This window comes from Prochlorococcus marinus CUG1435 (genome assembly GCA_017644375.1).
Taxonomy (GTDB): domain Bacteria; phylum Cyanobacteriota; class Cyanobacteriia; order PCC-6307; family Cyanobiaceae; genus Prochlorococcus_A; species Prochlorococcus_A marinus_AH.
Genome location: JAEPLP010000001.1, coordinates 993,234 through 1,008,522, shown reverse-complemented (window position 1 = coordinate 1,008,522; position 15,289 = coordinate 993,234). Strand labels below are relative to the sequence as shown.

The 15,289-nt window shown below is 31.3% G+C and carries 27 protein-coding genes and 2 tRNA genes; 8 read left to right on the top strand and 21 right to left on the bottom strand.

The genetic code is table 11. From position 1 onward, the window contains the following. Positions 1–28 precede the first annotated feature (28 nt). Positions 29–1,186, top strand: coding sequence for a glycosyltransferase family 4 protein (locus JJ844_05720; protein ID MBO6975169.1), 1,158 nt, complete (start codon positions 29–31; stop codon positions 1,184–1,186). 5 nt (positions 1,187–1,191) lie between these two features. Here the strand turns inward: JJ844_05720 and proC are convergent, their stop codons facing one another. From proC to aroQ, 10 genes are all read right to left on the bottom strand, one after another. Continuing rightward, the gene (gene proC, locus JJ844_05715) at positions 1,192–2,004 is read right to left on the bottom strand and encodes a pyrroline-5-carboxylate reductase (GenBank protein ID MBO6975168.1); all 813 of its coding nucleotides are present in this window, start codon (positions 2,002–2,004) and stop codon (positions 1,192–1,194) included. A 7-nt stretch (positions 2,005–2,011) separates the two neighbouring features. Then, positions 2,012–2,587 (bottom strand): cell division protein SepF, encoded by a 576-nt coding sequence (locus JJ844_05710; protein ID MBO6975167.1) that lies wholly within the window; start codon positions 2,585–2,587, stop codon positions 2,012–2,014. Between the two features lie 151 nt (positions 2,588–2,738). Next, on the bottom strand, positions 2,739–3,374 hold the full coding sequence (locus tag JJ844_05705; GenBank protein ID MBO6975166.1) for a YggS family pyridoxal phosphate-dependent enzyme: 636 nt from the start codon (positions 3,372–3,374) through the stop codon (positions 2,739–2,741). Positions 3,375–3,377: 3 nt separating this feature from the next. After that, on the bottom strand, positions 3,378–3,644 hold the full coding sequence (locus JJ844_05700) for a PipX family protein (GenBank protein MBO6975165.1): 267 nt from the start codon (positions 3,642–3,644) through the stop codon (positions 3,378–3,380). Positions 3,645–3,662: 18 nt separating this feature from the next. Next, positions 3,663–4,577 (bottom strand): energy-coupling factor transporter transmembrane protein EcfT, encoded by a 915-nt coding sequence (locus JJ844_05695; GenBank protein ID MBO6975164.1) that lies wholly within the window; start codon positions 4,575–4,577, stop codon positions 3,663–3,665. Further along, positions 4,577–5,950, bottom strand: a complete 1,374-nt coding sequence (gene der, locus JJ844_05690; protein MBO6975163.1) for a ribosome biogenesis GTPase Der — start codon at positions 5,948–5,950, stop codon at positions 4,577–4,579. The genes JJ844_05695 and der overlap by 1 nt, the downstream gene beginning before the upstream one ends. Before the next feature lie 73 nt (positions 5,951–6,023). Continuing rightward, positions 6,024–6,509, bottom strand: coding sequence for a DUF1823 family protein (locus tag JJ844_05685; GenBank protein ID MBO6975162.1), 486 nt, complete (start codon positions 6,507–6,509; stop codon positions 6,024–6,026). Further along, the gene (cobI, locus tag JJ844_05680) at positions 6,509–7,264 is read right to left on the bottom strand and encodes a precorrin-2 C(20)-methyltransferase (protein ID MBO6975161.1); all 756 of its coding nucleotides are present in this window, start codon (positions 7,262–7,264) and stop codon (positions 6,509–6,511) included. Before cobI ends, JJ844_05685 begins: the two co-directional genes overlap by 1 nt. Before the next feature lie 16 nt (positions 7,265–7,280). Continuing rightward, complete coding sequence (locus tag JJ844_05675; protein ID MBO6975160.1) at positions 7,281–7,889, bottom strand: tRNA-(ms[2]io[6]A)-hydroxylase; 609 nt, start codon at positions 7,887–7,889, stop codon at positions 7,281–7,283. Next, positions 7,890–8,330, bottom strand: a complete 441-nt coding sequence (aroQ, locus tag JJ844_05670; protein ID MBO6975159.1) for a type II 3-dehydroquinate dehydratase — start codon at positions 8,328–8,330, stop codon at positions 7,890–7,892. It lies immediately after the preceding gene. Positions 8,331–8,432: 102 nt separating this feature from the next. On the opposite strand from aroQ, the gene JJ844_05665 reads away from it, so the two are divergent. From JJ844_05665 to JJ844_05645, 5 genes are all read left to right on the top strand, one after another. Beyond that, positions 8,433–8,514: transfer RNA gene (locus JJ844_05665), tRNA-Tyr, on the top strand. 10 nt (positions 8,515–8,524) lie between these two features. Continuing rightward, positions 8,525–8,596, top strand: a tRNA-Thr gene (locus JJ844_05660). An 88-nt stretch (positions 8,597–8,684) separates the two neighbouring features. Next, positions 8,685–8,849: a hypothetical protein gene (locus JJ844_05655; GenBank protein ID MBO6975158.1), complete on the top strand. Its 165-nt coding sequence runs from the start codon at positions 8,685–8,687 to the stop codon at positions 8,847–8,849. A 161-nt stretch (positions 8,850–9,010) separates the two neighbouring features. Continuing rightward, a complete protein-coding gene (locus JJ844_05650; GenBank protein ID MBO6975157.1) occupies positions 9,011–9,148 on the top strand; it encodes a hypothetical protein in 138 nt (45 codons plus the stop codon). Between the two features lie 27 nt (positions 9,149–9,175). After that, positions 9,176–9,361 carry a hypothetical protein gene (locus JJ844_05645; GenBank protein MBO6975156.1) on the top strand — a complete coding sequence of 62 codons (186 nt, stop codon included), beginning with the start codon at positions 9,176–9,178 and terminating at the stop codon, positions 9,359–9,361. Here JJ844_05645 and JJ844_05640 read toward each other — a convergent pair. The 6 genes from JJ844_05640 to JJ844_05615 form a co-directional block, all read right to left on the bottom strand. Further along, on the bottom strand, positions 9,358–9,672 hold the full coding sequence (locus JJ844_05640) for a hypothetical protein (protein ID MBO6975155.1): 315 nt from the start codon (positions 9,670–9,672) through the stop codon (positions 9,358–9,360). The genes JJ844_05645 and JJ844_05640 overlap by 4 nt on opposite strands. Before the next feature lie 382 nt (positions 9,673–10,054). Beyond that, entirely contained in the window at positions 10,055–10,252 is a 198-nt protein-coding gene (locus JJ844_05635; GenBank protein ID MBO6975154.1) for a hypothetical protein, read from the bottom strand. 397 nt (positions 10,253–10,649) lie between these two features. After that, on the bottom strand, positions 10,650–10,907 hold the full coding sequence (locus tag JJ844_05630; protein ID MBO6975153.1) for a DUF1651 domain-containing protein: 258 nt from the start codon (positions 10,905–10,907) through the stop codon (positions 10,650–10,652). A 31-nt stretch (positions 10,908–10,938) separates the two neighbouring features. Further along, positions 10,939–11,220, bottom strand: a complete 282-nt coding sequence (locus JJ844_05625; protein MBO6975152.1) for a DUF3303 domain-containing protein — start codon at positions 11,218–11,220, stop codon at positions 10,939–10,941. Positions 11,221–11,255: 35 nt separating this feature from the next. Next, entirely contained in the window at positions 11,256–11,534 is a 279-nt protein-coding gene (locus JJ844_05620; protein MBO6975151.1) for a DUF3764 family protein, read from the bottom strand. Positions 11,535–11,585: 51 nt separating this feature from the next. Further along, on the bottom strand, positions 11,586–11,906 hold the full coding sequence (locus JJ844_05615; GenBank protein ID MBO6975150.1) for a DUF3303 domain-containing protein: 321 nt from the start codon (positions 11,904–11,906) through the stop codon (positions 11,586–11,588). Between the two features lie 171 nt (positions 11,907–12,077). On the opposite strand from JJ844_05615, the gene JJ844_05610 reads away from it, so the two are divergent. Next, the gene (locus JJ844_05610) at positions 12,078–12,260 is read left to right on the top strand and encodes a hypothetical protein (GenBank protein MBO6975149.1); all 183 of its coding nucleotides are present in this window, start codon (positions 12,078–12,080) and stop codon (positions 12,258–12,260) included. Positions 12,261–12,296: 36 nt separating this feature from the next. On the opposite strand, the gene JJ844_05605 is transcribed toward JJ844_05610, so the two are convergent. From JJ844_05605 to JJ844_05595, 3 genes are all read right to left on the bottom strand, one after another. After that, complete coding sequence (locus JJ844_05605) at positions 12,297–12,674, bottom strand: phosphoenolpyruvate carboxykinase (protein ID MBO6975148.1); 378 nt, start codon at positions 12,672–12,674, stop codon at positions 12,297–12,299. Positions 12,675–12,743: 69 nt separating this feature from the next. Beyond that, positions 12,744–13,211 (bottom strand): cupin domain-containing protein, encoded by a 468-nt coding sequence (locus JJ844_05600; protein ID MBO6975147.1) that lies wholly within the window; start codon positions 13,209–13,211, stop codon positions 12,744–12,746. An 84-nt stretch (positions 13,212–13,295) separates the two neighbouring features. Further along, positions 13,296–13,439, bottom strand: a complete 144-nt coding sequence (locus tag JJ844_05595) for a hypothetical protein (protein MBO6975146.1) — start codon at positions 13,437–13,439, stop codon at positions 13,296–13,298. Positions 13,440–13,621: 182 nt separating this feature from the next. Here JJ844_05595 and JJ844_05590 point away from each other — a divergent pair, with 182 nt between their 5' ends. After that, positions 13,622–13,807 (top strand): hypothetical protein, encoded by a 186-nt coding sequence (locus JJ844_05590; GenBank protein MBO6975145.1) that lies wholly within the window; start codon positions 13,622–13,624, stop codon positions 13,805–13,807. Between the two features lie 18 nt (positions 13,808–13,825). Here JJ844_05590 and thiD read toward each other — a convergent pair whose 3' ends face one another. Continuing rightward, a complete protein-coding gene (thiD, locus tag JJ844_05585; GenBank protein ID MBO6975144.1) occupies positions 13,826–14,605 on the bottom strand; it encodes a bifunctional hydroxymethylpyrimidine kinase/phosphomethylpyrimidine kinase in 780 nt (259 codons plus the stop codon). A 49-nt stretch (positions 14,606–14,654) separates the two neighbouring features. Next, a complete protein-coding gene (locus JJ844_05580) occupies positions 14,655–15,278 on the bottom strand; it encodes a TenA family protein (GenBank protein ID MBO6975143.1) in 624 nt (207 codons plus the stop codon). Positions 15,279–15,289 lie beyond the last annotated feature (11 nt).

Here is a 15,289-nt window from a genome sequence, read left to right as displayed (position 1 = left end):
AACTTAATAAATAGTTAATTCAATTAATGTGGTTCATATTGCCTGGTTGGGAAAAAAATCCCCTTTTTGTGGAAATGTAACTTACGGTAATTCAACTACTCAGGAATTGAAGGCCAGGGGGCATAAAATTAGTTTTATTCATTTCGACAATCCCTCTAGTTCAAATTCATCAAAACCATTATTTCTTGCAAATGATCCTGATGTAAGTCTCCCATATTTAATTAAATCTCAAGTTTATACAATACCCTCACCAAGGGCAGAAAAAGAGCTAAGGCTATCATTGGAAAGATTAAAACCTGACATAGTACATGCAAGCCTAACTTTATCTCCTTTAGACTTTAGACTTCCAGAGCTTTGTAATGAAATCAATGTTCCTCTTATAGGAACATTCCATCCACCATTTGATGCAAAAAATAGAAATCTAACTGCGAGCACTCAACAATTAACATATCAACTTTATGCTCCCTCTTTAGCAAAGTTCGATAAAATAATTATTTTTTCTGAACCTCAAAAAAATGTTCTTGAGAAATTAGGAGTACCTAAAGAAAAACAAATAATTATTCCAAACGGTGTTGACGAAAATATTTGGAGACCTTTTTGCAAAAAAAGTAAAAAATATGATCAGGTAAAAAACAAACTTGGAAATGAAAGAATCTTCTTATACATGGGAAGGATTGCAAATGAGAAAAATATCGAGGCACTTTTACGTTCTTGGCGCCAAACAAAAACTCAAAATTGCAAATTAGTTATTGTTGGGGATGGACCAATGAAGCCAACACTTGAGAATAGTTTTTCTAACCTTGGTAATGAGAAATTGATTTGGTGGGGTGCCGAATTAGATTTAGAAACTAGGATAGCAATAATGCAAATAGCAGAAGTATTTTTCTTACCAAGCTTAGTAGAAGGTTTATCATTATCACTTTTAGAGGCAATGTCTGCAGGTACTGCTTGTGTAGCTACAGATGCCGGAGCTGATGGTGAGGTTTTAGATAACGGAGCAGGAATAGTAATTTCAACTGATAATGTGGCTGCACAATTAAAAACTATAATCCCAATTCTTATAGAGCACCCTTCATTTACAAAAGATCTTGGAGAAAAAGCTAGAGAACGTATACTTGAGAGATACACAATTGCTAAAAATATAAATTCACTTGAAAAAGTTTATATGAATTTAAAAGATAATTGAAAAACCTAACGAAACTCTTTACTTCGATTACTAGCTGAAACTATTGATTCAATTAATGCAGACCTTACACTCTTTTTTTCTAAAACCCTTAAAGCAGCAATAGTTGTTCCACCTGGAGAGGTTACTAAATTCTTAAGCTCAGAAGTAGTTAGTTTATTTTCTTTTATGAGACTTGTAGTCCCTAATATCATTTCCATAACAAGTTCCTCTGAAAGTATTTTTGGTAATCCACCACTCAATCCTCCATCACTTAAAGCCTCTATAATCAAAGCAATAATTGCAGGTCCTGATGAAGTTAAGGCTAAAAATATATCTAGGTAATCTTCAGTAAATTCATAAATCTTACTAGTATTTTCAAATAATTTTTTTGTAAATTGTTTCTGATCTTTTGTAATTTCTCCACCCCAAGCAATTCCTGTTAGACCTTTTCCAATAATTATTGGAATATTTGTAACCACCCTCACACATTTATGGTTGGGAAACTTTTGATTAAGTTTATTTATGGAGACTCCCGCAAGAATTGAAACTATTAAATTATCCTCGTTTTTTATAGTATTGGCCTCAGTTATATAATTAAATTGTTGAGGTTTTATAGAAAGAAGTTTATATTGACAATCCCAAATTATTGATGACTCTTTAGTACCTGATTTATAAACGTTTACATTATATTTATAATTTTTTTTTATATTTTCATAACTTTTTTCTGAATTTACTACGCAAAAAAGATTCTCTGGCTGAATTAATTTTTTATCTAATAGAGGCGTTATTATAGCTTTTGCAATATTCCCAAAACCAATAATCGCAATTTTATCAGTCACAGATTAATCATGAAAAAGCGCTTATTTTAGAATTACCCCATGCTGGTTCAGGAGTAGTATTTTTACCCAAACTATATTGTGGTGTATTTTCTAAAGGCGTAGAAGAAGGAGAAGCTTCTTCTGGGGAAGAACTAGTTACATTTACACAACTTGGCGCAAAAAGAAAAATACTTTCACCAACTCTCTCTTGATGACCATCAATTGCATATGTTCCACCCGCTATAAAATCAACCGCTCTTTGAGCCTGATCGGGATCCATCATAGTTAAATTAAGGATTACAGTTTTTCTCTCTCTTAATGCTTGTATAGCTTGAGGCATCTCATCGAAACTCCTTGGTTCCATTAAGCTAACTTCTGAAGATGTATTCGAGATCCCAGGCATTCCAACTACTTTCGACGATCTATTATTATTCATAAAATCGAATGGATTTGAATTTGCAAGTACATTTGAATTTCTTTGATTTTGTTTAAAATCGTTAATGTCATTCAATTCATCCTCAGTCGCATAATCTAAGTCATCAAAATCATCATCGAGATACTCATCGCCTGCAACAACTGCCTTTAATCTAGAAATAAGTGACACCTTTTAAATCCTCTTGTAATTGATTACTAAGGTTTGAAAACCTTAAGTAATAGATTCATTTTTTAAATGAATAAACTACCTATACTTAAATAACGTTAGTTGTTGTGTACTGCAAGTTTTCTATATAAGATTTTTATAAAAAAAAACTATCTTAGAATCTATTTCCAAAAATTAACGATCCTAATCTTAACCAAGTTGACCCTGCATCAATAGCCTCTTCCCAATCACCTGACATTCCCATAGAACAATCTGGAAGTTGCAGTGAATCGGCTAGGGATCGACATTTCTTGAACAATTCTGAGTTTTCTTTAGAGCTAAGTCCTCTTGGATTAATAGTCATCAATCCGGTCAATGTTATATTTTTCAATTTTTTTATTTCTCTCCACTTTAATATTAAAAATTCAGGATTAAAACCTCCTTTAGTAGGGTCATCACTTAACTTAACCTGTAACATTATTGATGGATTTTTTTTCTCTTCATATGAAATGTTAGAAATCTTTTGCAACTTTTGAAATGAATCTACTGAATGAATATATTTAAAATTTTGCACTATCTTTCTTATTTTATTACTTTGTATTCGTCCAATAAAGTGCCAATTTATTTGTTTAAGGTCTTTCAGTATTAGTTGCTTCTCAAAAGCCTCTTGAAACTTACTCTCACCAAAATCATTCTGACCAAAATTTTGAATAGTCTTGATTTCTTGACTTTTAAATCCTTTACTTACAGCAAGAATATTTACATTAGATGGGATTTTATTTTTTATTTTTAAATAGTTTGAGGGGTTCACATTTTATAAAAAAGTTTGTGTGAATAAATTATCCCATTTGGACAAATCTTCAGAACCTGTCCTTCTGGCTCTTTGAAGATTTAATTCTGCCTGATTACGAGCATCTAAATAAGGTATAACTTCAAAAAAAACTTCTCTCTGTCTAATTTCAACCAAAAAAAACATTTTTTGAGCATACAAAGTAGCATATATGTCTCTCCCATCGTTTCCAGGAGAAACCTGATACAACATTCCAAATGTTGGGTGGTTTAAATAACGCTCTGAACTCAAACTAAAATTTTATGTTATTTATAATGCACCATACAGTTTTCTAAGAAAAATTGCTATGCAAATAAAACATATCGATAATGTATTAACAATTACAGTAAGAGATGTTGAAGGAGAAAAAGTTTTAAATCTATTTGTTTTTATATTTATTTTTTTCTTAGAGAGCAATGATTCTGCTCCTTGATCAATTCTTAGAAAAATATTTTTAAATAACCTTTCCAGTAAAATTAATAAAACATTTAAGGATTTCTTTAATCCTAAATTTCGAAAATTTATTGATCTAACTGATACTGATTTAATCATATTTTGAAATTCTTCCTGTACTAAGGGAATAAAACGTAATGCAATTAATAACTGAAAAAGCCACTTGTTTATTGGTAATCCAATTCTTTTTAATGGATAGAAAAACCAACTTAATCCCCACACAATATCTTCTTGTAATGTAGTTAATAGCATTAAATTAACACTATGAATAACGGTAAATATCAAAGTGGAGGTTTTTATTCCTAGTTCAAAAGCTTTTCTTGATAAGTTATAGGGACCAAAATTTATAAACCATATTTTATGAGAAGGAATTTGCAGAATATTCCATTTTTTATAGTTTTCTACAACCACTTGCAACTCGTTCGGATTTCTTATAACGCTATCAACAGATTGAATATCAGAAGAAGCAACTATAGATATAAATCCTATTAATAAAGACAAGCATGAGAGAATAAATAATGATCTCCACCATACTCTAGATGGCAATAAACTTAAAAAAGTAATTAATAGTAAACAACTCACTAAACTCAATCGCCATATTGGGCCTGCCCAAATTGGTGTGATTAAAAATATCAATACAATAATTATTTTTAATCTACTATCTACAATTCTTAACCAACTTCTATTGCCATAAACGTATTGACCTACAGAAAATTTGGTAAGTATATTCATTAATCTTTTTGAATTAACTCAATATTTTCCCTTTCGACTTCTTTATGTAATGCTCTTTGCTGTTTTCCTCTCCAAAGTAAAATTAGAGGTGTGCCTTCAAAACCTAAATTTAATCTAATTTGTTTTTCAATATATCTTCTGTAAGTTATTCCAAATAATTTAGGATCGTTTACAAAAAGAGTAAAAGTGGGAGGTTTATTTTTTACTTGAGTACCGTAATAAAGCCTGCCTTGCTTTCCGCTTCTTTTCGTTGGAGGACTTTTCCAACTAATAGACTCTTTAAGAACTTCATTAACCACAGATGTTGTAACTCTTCTTCTATGTTGATTTACAGCATTTAGAGCATGATCAAAAATATTATCAACTCTTTGTCCAGTTTTTGCAGATATAAAAATCATTTTTGACCAGTGTAAAAAATAAAGTTTAGATCTTAGTTCTTTTTCTACCTGATATATTGTTGAACTATTTTTTTCAACAAGATCCCATTTATTTACAACAATTATACAAGCTCTTCCTTGTTCTTCTATTCTTCCTGCCAACTTCTGGTCTTGATCAGTTACTCCATCTACAGCATCTATAACCAATACACAAACATCACTTCTATCAATAGATTTAAAAGCCCTATTAATGCCAAAGAATTCAGTCCCATATTTAACATTTTTCTTTCTTCTAATCCCTGCAGTATCAACAATTTTCCATTGATTATCTCCTTTTTTAATGAGGGTATCAATTGAATCAGTTGTCGTCCCACTGATATCACTAACAATTGCTCTTTTTTCTCCTGATATTGAATTTAACAAACTAGATTTACCAACATTTGGCCTACCAATAATTGACATCATTATCTTTTCTTCTTGATCTTGAATATTTTTTTCAGGAAGTTCGTCAATAACTAGATCTAAAAGATCGCCAGTGCCTGAACCATGAATAGCTGAAACTGGGCAGGGTTCTCCCAATCCTAATTTCCAGAACTCTGAAGCTAAAGAGATTCCAAGAGTAGTTGATTCACATTTATTGACAGCAACAATTGTTTTACAGTTTGATTTCCTTAACCATTTTGCTATTGATAAATCACCATCAGTAACACCTTGATTTCCATCTACTACAAACAAAGCCAGTGAAGCCTCTTCTAGAGCCAAGAAAACTTGCGTTCTTATCTCTGGAAGAAATTCACTATCATCATCAAAAACTAAACCTCCAGTATCAACTATTTGAAATTCCTTACCTCCCCATGTGGCATTTTGATAGGTTCTATCTCTTGTAACACCAGGTTTATCAAAGACTATTGCATCATTACTTTGGCAAAGCCGATTCACCAAGGTTGATTTCCCAACGTTAGGTCTTCCGATAATTGCTATTGTGGGAAGAATCAATTCTTCTCTCCAAAGAAAATAGTACCTTTTACAACTATACCTTTAATAGAATCATTTACCTTCCTCAAAAAAATCATTTGATTTCTGGATCACCAAAATGTCCTTTTGATGGATTTGCAGGGGGTGAAATCGGACTTGGAATAACATTATTATCATTTGAAAAACAATCATTTTCTATAGCCCAATAAATTAGCCAATTTACTGCGGTAGCTCTTCTAGTTCTTCTTGGATATAGTTCATTAATTTTATAACCTTTAAAATTAAGAAAATTTTTCAATCCCTGCTTATGATTCTTTGGGATAGATCGAGTCAAATGAATTGATGCTAATCGTTCTGAAATAAATTGAGGAGCCTGTACAAAGCTTTCTGACCAATAAATAGGAGTTAATGCACTAGAAACCCAATTATTTGAAGTTTTTTCTTTAATATAAAAAAGTCTTTCCCAAACCAATTCACAGACAAAAAGATCAGTAACCTTATCTTCAAGAACAAGAAATAATAATTCTTTACATATTGGCCATGTAAATTGATTTTCAAGGAATTTTTCTTTTTTATGCATTAATCGAACCTTATTAAAATTAAAGAAAAATAAGGCATAAAGTCCTTATTATACTGAGAGGCATATTGAATAATTTGATCAGGCGTACCAACACTCAAAGCAATTAATGATTTTTTGATAATATCCTCTTTTTTTAAAGTTTCCCTAACTAAATTCCATCGTTTCCCAATTTTCATAATGGCCAAGACCGTTTTATTTTCTCTACTTTCCTTAATTAGGGATGTTAATTCTGAATTGGAAGAGGGACACTCTTTGATTATTAAAGTCTCGCCTTTTTTAACTAGATCAAAATCATTCAAAGCTGCTGTTGCTGATAGCGAAGAAATACCAGGTATGGTTTTGGTATTGATTTCTGGATAATTATGCTTTATTAGCCTCAAAATATAAGAAGAACTTGCAAATATTGAGGTATCTCCTAGACAAAGCAAAACAACTGATTCACCATTTTTTATAAATTTCACAATTTTTTCTACTGCTTTAGACCATATTTCATCAGGATCAAAATCCTGCCTAGCCATTGGAAAGATAATAGGTATATTTTTTTTAAATTTGGTGTATTTTTTGACTATTTCTGCAGCGAAACTCTTTTTATTATCATCCGATATTGGAAAAACTATAACTTTCGCTTTTTTTATAGCATCTACAGCAGCAATTGTTAAAAGCGATGGATCTCCAGGGCCTACACCAACGATGGTGAATGTTGGCAAATCAGTTTTATATCGATTAAGTAAACTTAAGAACTTTTTTATTATCATTTTTATTTTATTAACTTTAGCTATGTACCCTTGGCATCATAAAAGTTTTAGCCAGTATTAATGACTCAATTTCAGACAATTCCTCTAACCTTTTGAAAGTTTGATTTTTAGAGAATTTAGTTTGCGCTAGTTTCCAGTAAACTCCAAAATGTCTTGCCTCACTCTCAAGGAGAGACTCATAAAGGGATTGAAACGATTTATCTTCAGAATTCAGAGCAAGCAAGCTTAATCTTTCATGACTTCTTGCTTCAATAAGTCCTGCTATTAAGAAACTATCAAGCATTCTATTGGGCTCTTCCTTGCTTATATTCTTGGACAATTTAGCTCCATATGGAGGCGGTTTTAAGGACTTAAGAGAATGTCCAAGATCCTTTAAAAAAGAAAGTATTTTTTCAAAATGTTCTAATTCCTCTCTTGCTATTGGACTTAGAACTTCTGCCAGATTTGGTTCTGATGGATATCTAAACATCAATTGAATAGCTACTCCTGCTGCTTTTCTTTCACAATGAGCATGGTCAATAAGAATATCTATCGGATTAGATATTGCGAGTTTGATCCACTCATCTGAGGTAAATGATGATAAATATTTAATTTGAGAAGTGGGCCTTTTAAAATTGACTAGCATTTAATCTTTACTACTTAAATATCCAATGATTCCCTCAAGAGCTAAGGAATAGCTTAATATGCCGAATCCACTAATAATTCCTATAGCTTTATCTGTAAGAAAAGATTCTTTACGAAAATCCTCTCTACTGAAAATATTTGAAATATGTAACTCTACAAACGGAATTTTTGATCCAATTAAAGCATCACGAATAGAAATCGAGGTATGAGTAAAAGCGCCAGCATTTATAAGAATACCTTGGATACTTTTTACAGAATCCTGAATTTTATCTACTATTTCTCCTTCATGATTACTTTGAAAGCATTCAAGATTAATACTTTTTTCTTTGGCAACTTTAGTTAAATCTTTTTCTATATCACTCAGTGTTTTATTACCATATATTTCAGGTTCTCTAGTGCCCAGGAGATTTAGATTTGGGCCATTTATCAATAAAATATTCATCATCAATAAAGTCTTTTCTTTATAAATGCTATCTAGAAAGAAACAAAAAAACCAAAACAATTTCACACAAAGTGTCCATTAACTGATAAGTTCAAATAGTAGGGGTCGGTGCCCGAGTGGTTAAAGGGGGCGGACTGTAAATCCGCTGGCTCTGCCTACGTTGGTTCAAATCCAACCCGGCCCACTTAAAATTTGCCCTTGTAGCTCAGCGGTAGAGCACTCCCTTGGTAAGGGAGAGGTCTCGGGTTCAAGTCCCGACGAGGGCACTTGGGCAATTGATTGATATAGCTGGCATCTCATAGCTCAACATTTTACCTGAAATTCAGATACCTTTGATAAAGGTTTTATTCAGTAATGAAACTATCTTCATACCGTATGCACAGAATATATATTGCAGCAACCATGAATTATGGTCTTGGTTCTGATGATCCAGAAGAGTTGGCTTATTACAACAAAATCAGAAATGCGATGGATGATATAAAAAAAGAACCAGTAAAAAAGGGAGTAACCTTTGATTAATATATATGCGAGTTAAATAATTAATTTTTGATACTATACCCATATTCAAATTGAATTGTTGATCCTTTATCCGTATAACGGAGTACCTCAAACCGTACATATTTATTAGTCGAATGGCCTCTCTAACTAGTTAGAACATAGATGTAGCCCATCATGAGCAAATGTCTACCAAATCCACACTAAAAGAAGATCATAAATCTGAGATTAAAGAAAGATCAGAAGAAGAACTTCTTGAGGAAGAAATCAGGAATCAGCAAACATTGGATAGCTTTGTTAAAGCTGATAAAAAATGGAGCTGATCAAAACTTATTTATTAGGAGAAAGTTATGAACCTAAAAAGATCACCATTCTCAATCTTGAATAAAGAGAGAAGAGAAATTGACTATATCAAAGGAGTTTATAAGAAAAAAATACAAGCTGAAATTAAATCTTACAAAAATCCCGAAGATGAAGATAAGAGAGATACAGTCCAAGCTCGAGATATATTAATGCTTGATAGAATTTCAATTTAGTTATTCTTTTTTTTCTTTTTTTTCTTCTTCTCATTATCTTTTTTTTTCTTCTTTAACTTTTCATAAACCTCATCAGCCTTCTGTTCAATACTGTCCAACTTATTTGAAAGTTCCTTTAAAGCTTCTGCTTTTTCTTCTTTAACTGTGGTATCTTTTACCTCATTAATCTTTACTGGCTCTTCTTTAACTACAGTATCTTTTGCCTCTTCAGTTTTAATTCCAAGCTTACCTTTAATAAAATTAGCTATAAAAATAAGAACAGGTACATGGGCTAGACCACCAATTACTATCCTTGTTTCTGAATAAGCCATTTAATAGTTAAAAGAACTGAGATATTTAAGCATAAATTTAATTTTTAAATTCATTTTATTAAGCCAATAAACAGTAGTAATCATTTATTGATTCGCACATCAATAATCTTGCTATTAATTGAGTGGAGACTTTTTTATTAAATGCCATTAGACGTATTTTTAATGAACATGTGTGTTGTAGTTATAGCGTTGCTTATCAGAAGAGAAATCAAACTTAAGAAGGCTAGATAAATTATGAAAACACAAATTTTAAAAAAGCATAACATTCCAAATATCCATGCTATTACTCTTTTACTAATGCTTCTTCTATGCTTGTGGTTACCGCTTGCACTCAGATTCTTATTAATAATTTAGTCGAACAAATTAGTTAATACTCTTATTCCTAAACTTTGCTATATCCTAATTTTGTTTTATAGATCTTATATGGGGCTCCTAATCCATTCATGGCTTCAATAATTTGGTCAAAAGTATGATGGAGCATTCCAAGTTCTTCAGCTTCAAAAGGCTTATTTGTCTTATTTGCAATTTTTAAGTATTCTGAAACCTTATCTTCCTTAACTTTAAGTTTTGTAAGAAGCATAAATGAATTATCTGATTAAAAAACTAGACAAAAAAAAGACTCTCACGAGCCTGAGTGATGGGGATTTCCATAATGACAAATTAATTAGAAACAAACAACTCCATCAATAGTAAATTTTTAATACTTACAAACACCATATATAGTGCTAGGATTCTATAAAAGGCCGGGTGATGGGGATTATCCCGCTTTTTAGTTGGGGCGAAGCTAACGCCCTTTTTTTATGGGTATAACTTTTTAATAGCTTCTTGTTGTTCTTGTTTTTTATTTCTTCGGCATCATAAACAGGACAAGTATTCTGATTAAGTGATGAGAAAAAAGCATTTTTATTAAAACTTTTAAATATAGGAATCAGTAGTAAACGTTTCATTTTTTTATTTAGTAATGTCTTCAAACATACTTATCTCACTTTTTTATTCCAAACTTCCTCAGTTTTCATCCATCCCTGAGAGATTAATCTTTCATATATCTCTCTGGCTAATTCTATATCTACAGAAACTGTAGTTGTCATTAAGGGGGGTTCTTTCCCTAATACACCAACTATCTTTCCAGTATCTACAAACATATACTCAAAAACACCATCTACGCTCTTTTCATTTTTTAAAAACCTTTTTACTTCTGTTCTTTTTGGATTAATCAACCAATGAGATTTAGCCATTAATTAAAAAGTAAAAATAGAACGCGTTTGATTAACAATATAGAGCTACTGTTTGATCTAAATCTGCACAAGGTTCAATAGTAAATTCCAATAATTCTCTCCAAGGACTCCACTGCTTCCAAATAGTTTCTAAAGAATCAGCGTCTACAACAGAGTAACCATTGCCATGTTGAGGTAAGAAAATCCAAGATTTAACGTCATAACCCTCTGGTCTATTTTGTGGCCCTCCGTTGAGATACCATTCTTTTAACATTTTGGATCCCTTCTCTTGGGAGGCTGCATCATTAAATTTATAAGAAATTAGAAAAAGCATAAATAAATAATTAATCTTATTTTAGGAGTCTAAATTTAAAAGTAACTTGATATGACAGTCGAATCATAAATATGACCTGCACTCTCAATTAATGGTTTCACTGCTGGATCTTCAAACATAGATATTGATTTGCCTTCCTCACCCTGTTCAATAAGAATTACACTGGTTGGATCATCTTTCTTTACACCTTTATATAAGCAAACAATTCCACGTTCTTTATTCATTTGTATATTTTCTTCGCTGTCATAAACCGCAGCCCATTCCTCAAAAGGGACGCTAATTTTGAATATGAAAACGGTAGTTTCAAGAGACATAAAAAAGCAGCTAGTTGCTCCCTATTTTAGATCGACTGTCAATCAATTAAATTATCCCATTGCGGAAACAGCTTCAGCAACTTGTTTGTTTCTTTGAATAACCTCATCATCATTTAAAACAGCAGTGATATTCCAATCAAGACCAAATTTCGCTCTCCACACTCCAAAATGTTGAGATATTGCCAAGTGATTATCAGCCTTGAAGGTCACAAAAACCTCTCCTGTTTCAGGAGCATGGAATCTACTTACCAATTCAAATCCATCAAAATTATCCATAGGTGCACCGGAAGCAATATACTGCTCAAACATCTTGTAACCTTCGGATTGAGAAATTCCGTCTGGAATAAGTCCATGAACGTGATAATAAGCCATAAATAAGAATCATGAATGTAATTTCAATTTAAAAAGCATATTTAAAAAAGCATTTAAATTATCTTTAAATTTAGATTTTTAAGCCTTTTCTAATATGAATTCGCGAAAAAAGAATCTTTATTTGGTAGCGCATGTACCGTTTATATGTTTATTAATAGCTATTAATTGGCTATGAGTTATTTTGCTGAACCTAACCATATTGAATATGATGCATGGTTCGACGAAAATGTCGACCCATTGGATCTTGTGAATTACTCAGATGAAAAGGAGTTCAGTGATTCGGTACACTTTAAGTTCCACAAGATGTCCACTAGAAATTTAACGATTGGTTCTTCTGATAATTTTCACTGGTAAGTAAAAGATTTTTCACTCCATGAATATTTATGAATCTTACGCAGAATATGTTCCATCACTTTCTCTTCTTGCCTTAGCTAATACAATTTCATCTACAACTTTTTCAATCATGTAAGCACTTTTTTTACCAAAACATTTTTCTTTTTTAATATTTTCAAAATCATTTGGGATTAAATTATTATGTTCACAACAATCGCATTGAATATCAATTTTCTTACCGCTGAAAACCTCCAAAGCTCTATAAAAAATCCATTGCTGAACTGAAATACTTTCCCAACTATCAAAATTCGACCATTCATCAAAATCCCTAGTAAGGATGCCTTTTAATCCATCAGCCTGATTTACATTTACTAAGTATGAATCTTTTCTTGGTTCATCATTAATACCAATTGTTTTGACAGAATTTTGATTCATTAAATATAGATTGATTGAATAGCCTTGTAAATCTAGAGGATCATTTCAAAAATACAAACAAAAAATGTCTCAAATAAGATCATTAATTGCTTTATCCAATCTAGAAGTATGATTTGTATTTCTGAGTAATTCAAAATCCTTAAAATCAAAGCCCGGGCCAACACAACAACTCACTAAAGTAAATTCGCCTGTACTTTGTGCAGCTTGCCAATATCCAGATGGGATCATTTCTACTGGATTATTGGAATCTAAAATTAAATTTCTTATTAACTTATTATCATTATCTAGGCACCATAAATTTAGAGGATCGCCCCTTAGATAAATCCAAATTTCATCAGCATTTTTTACTCTGTGCCAAGCACTTTTTGCATCTCTCTCCAAAAGATAATAAATTCCTGTAATAAAGTTTCTACTTTGGCCATCTTCCCTTATTAGAGAATTCTCACTCCTTACTACCTCTCTAAACCATCCACCCTCAGGATGAGGAGATAAATTGAATTGTTTAATTATTTCTATGTTTTTTTTATTAGGATTCACATCACAAAAATATCTTTAAAAATTCATCTTAATTTTATATAGGAACCTGAAAACAAATCAAAATAAACTATATTTTCTAAAAAATTAAGCACAAATAACTGACAAATCTACAAAATTTTTATTTTCATCTGCCAGTTCAGTAATGATTCTATTGAGCCATTCAGAGGTCGTCTCACAATAGCCTACATTTAAAATAGTTTTTTGCTTTGCTGTTTCTTCTTTATTCATAGTTAGAGTATTTTTATATAAATTAGTCTTTAATTAAATCTATGTGAATAAGTCTTAATTACTATCTATTTTAAAAAGTTGTATTTAATACATATTTAAGAACAGCTAGTAAACAAATAAAATTAAATCGTTGACAAGAAAATATATACGAGTGAGAGTAGAAAAAATTTATTATTTAACCTATGAATAACATCAAGATCGAGGAATTGATGAAAGTAAGGTTCGATGGTATTGCTAATAGAATTGGGCAATTAAGCAAAAGGGAGAGTGAATCTTTATTACTTGAGCATCTTGAGTGGTTGGAGGGAGGATGGGAAACTGAAGAAATCTTATTTTTAAAAAAGCCCTACAGGAAATGGTGGTTCTAACTCCACTTCTATAAATAATTAATGATGGCCTAAGGGACCAGGGCCAGAACCTATTTTATAAGAATTATCTAAAGATTTCTCAACAAATAATTTCGCTTTTTGTATGGAATCGAATAGATCAAAACCTAAAGCCTTGTAACCACAAATAGCAGCACTCAAAGTACAGCCGCTTCCGTGGGTATTTTTTGTATTTACAAAATTATTAAATAGCCACTCTTTTCTACCATTTAAGTCAAGAAAGAAATCCTTCCCTTTCATATCTTTTAAACCGCCACCTTTTATAAGTACCGCTTTAGCTCCAAGACCAATAATTTTTCTTGCTGAATTTTCGATATCTTCTTTGCTCCTTATTTCTAAACCAGAAAGTAGATTTGCTTCATAAATATTTGGAGTTACTAAATCAGCAATTGGTAATAAGAGTTTTTTATAAGCATTAATAGCAGAATCTTCCAGCAATTTAGAACCAGTTCTTGTAACCATTACTGGGTCAATAATTTTGGTTATTTTGTATGTATTTAATTTTGACGCAGTATCATTAATTATACTTTCATTTAATAACATTCCAGTTTTTAAGGCATCAATACCAAAATCAGCAAATAAAGTATCTAACTGATTTAATAAAGTATTCTTATCTACTGGTTGAACGCATGTAACCTCTATACTATTTTGTGCGGTAATACATGAAATAACAGAACATCCATGTACTTTTAGGGCCATGAAAGTTCTCAAGTCAGCCTGTATGCCTGCTCCACCCCCGGAGTCACTACCGCCTATTGAAAGTGCAATTTTAGAATACATAATTTATAAAATCGTTTTTGAAAATACTATAAATAAATTTTAATTTAAATCAGAAATCTGAATATGCATTAAAAAAATCTAACTCCAATTCCATAGCTCTCCTGTATAAATATTTGGCCTGATTAATATCATATGTTTCTTTATTAGTCTCAATAAGATTTTCAAGTGAATCTGCTAGCTTTTCAAAGCTTTCATCAGAATAAGTAATTATCCATTCTTTATATTTAATATCAAAATCCTCCTTATACAAACTTTTCCCTATCCAAGAATAAAGTCGCATACATGGAGTCATTGCAAACATTATTTCAACGGAGCTAAGTCTTTTGGAAGTTTCATCAAGGAAATCTGTATAATTTTTAGTAGCTTTTTTTATATAGTTATTAGACAAATCAATATCCCATTCTTTTGCATACGTTTCATGAAGTATTAACTCCTCTGAAACGCCCATTAAAAGTTCACTTAACTTCCTTATTGAGTACTTATCTTTTGATTTGGAAACAGCAAGACCATAAGCCTTAGCAAAAGTCTCTAAAAAGAAATAATCCTGAGCTAGATATTCTTGAAATATATTTTTAGGGAGACTTCCATTCTGTAAACCTTGAACAAATTTTGTATTTAAACTTAGTAAAGCAATCTCATAATTATCCTCCCAAAGTTTTTTTGTTATTTTCATTTTTTTGATTT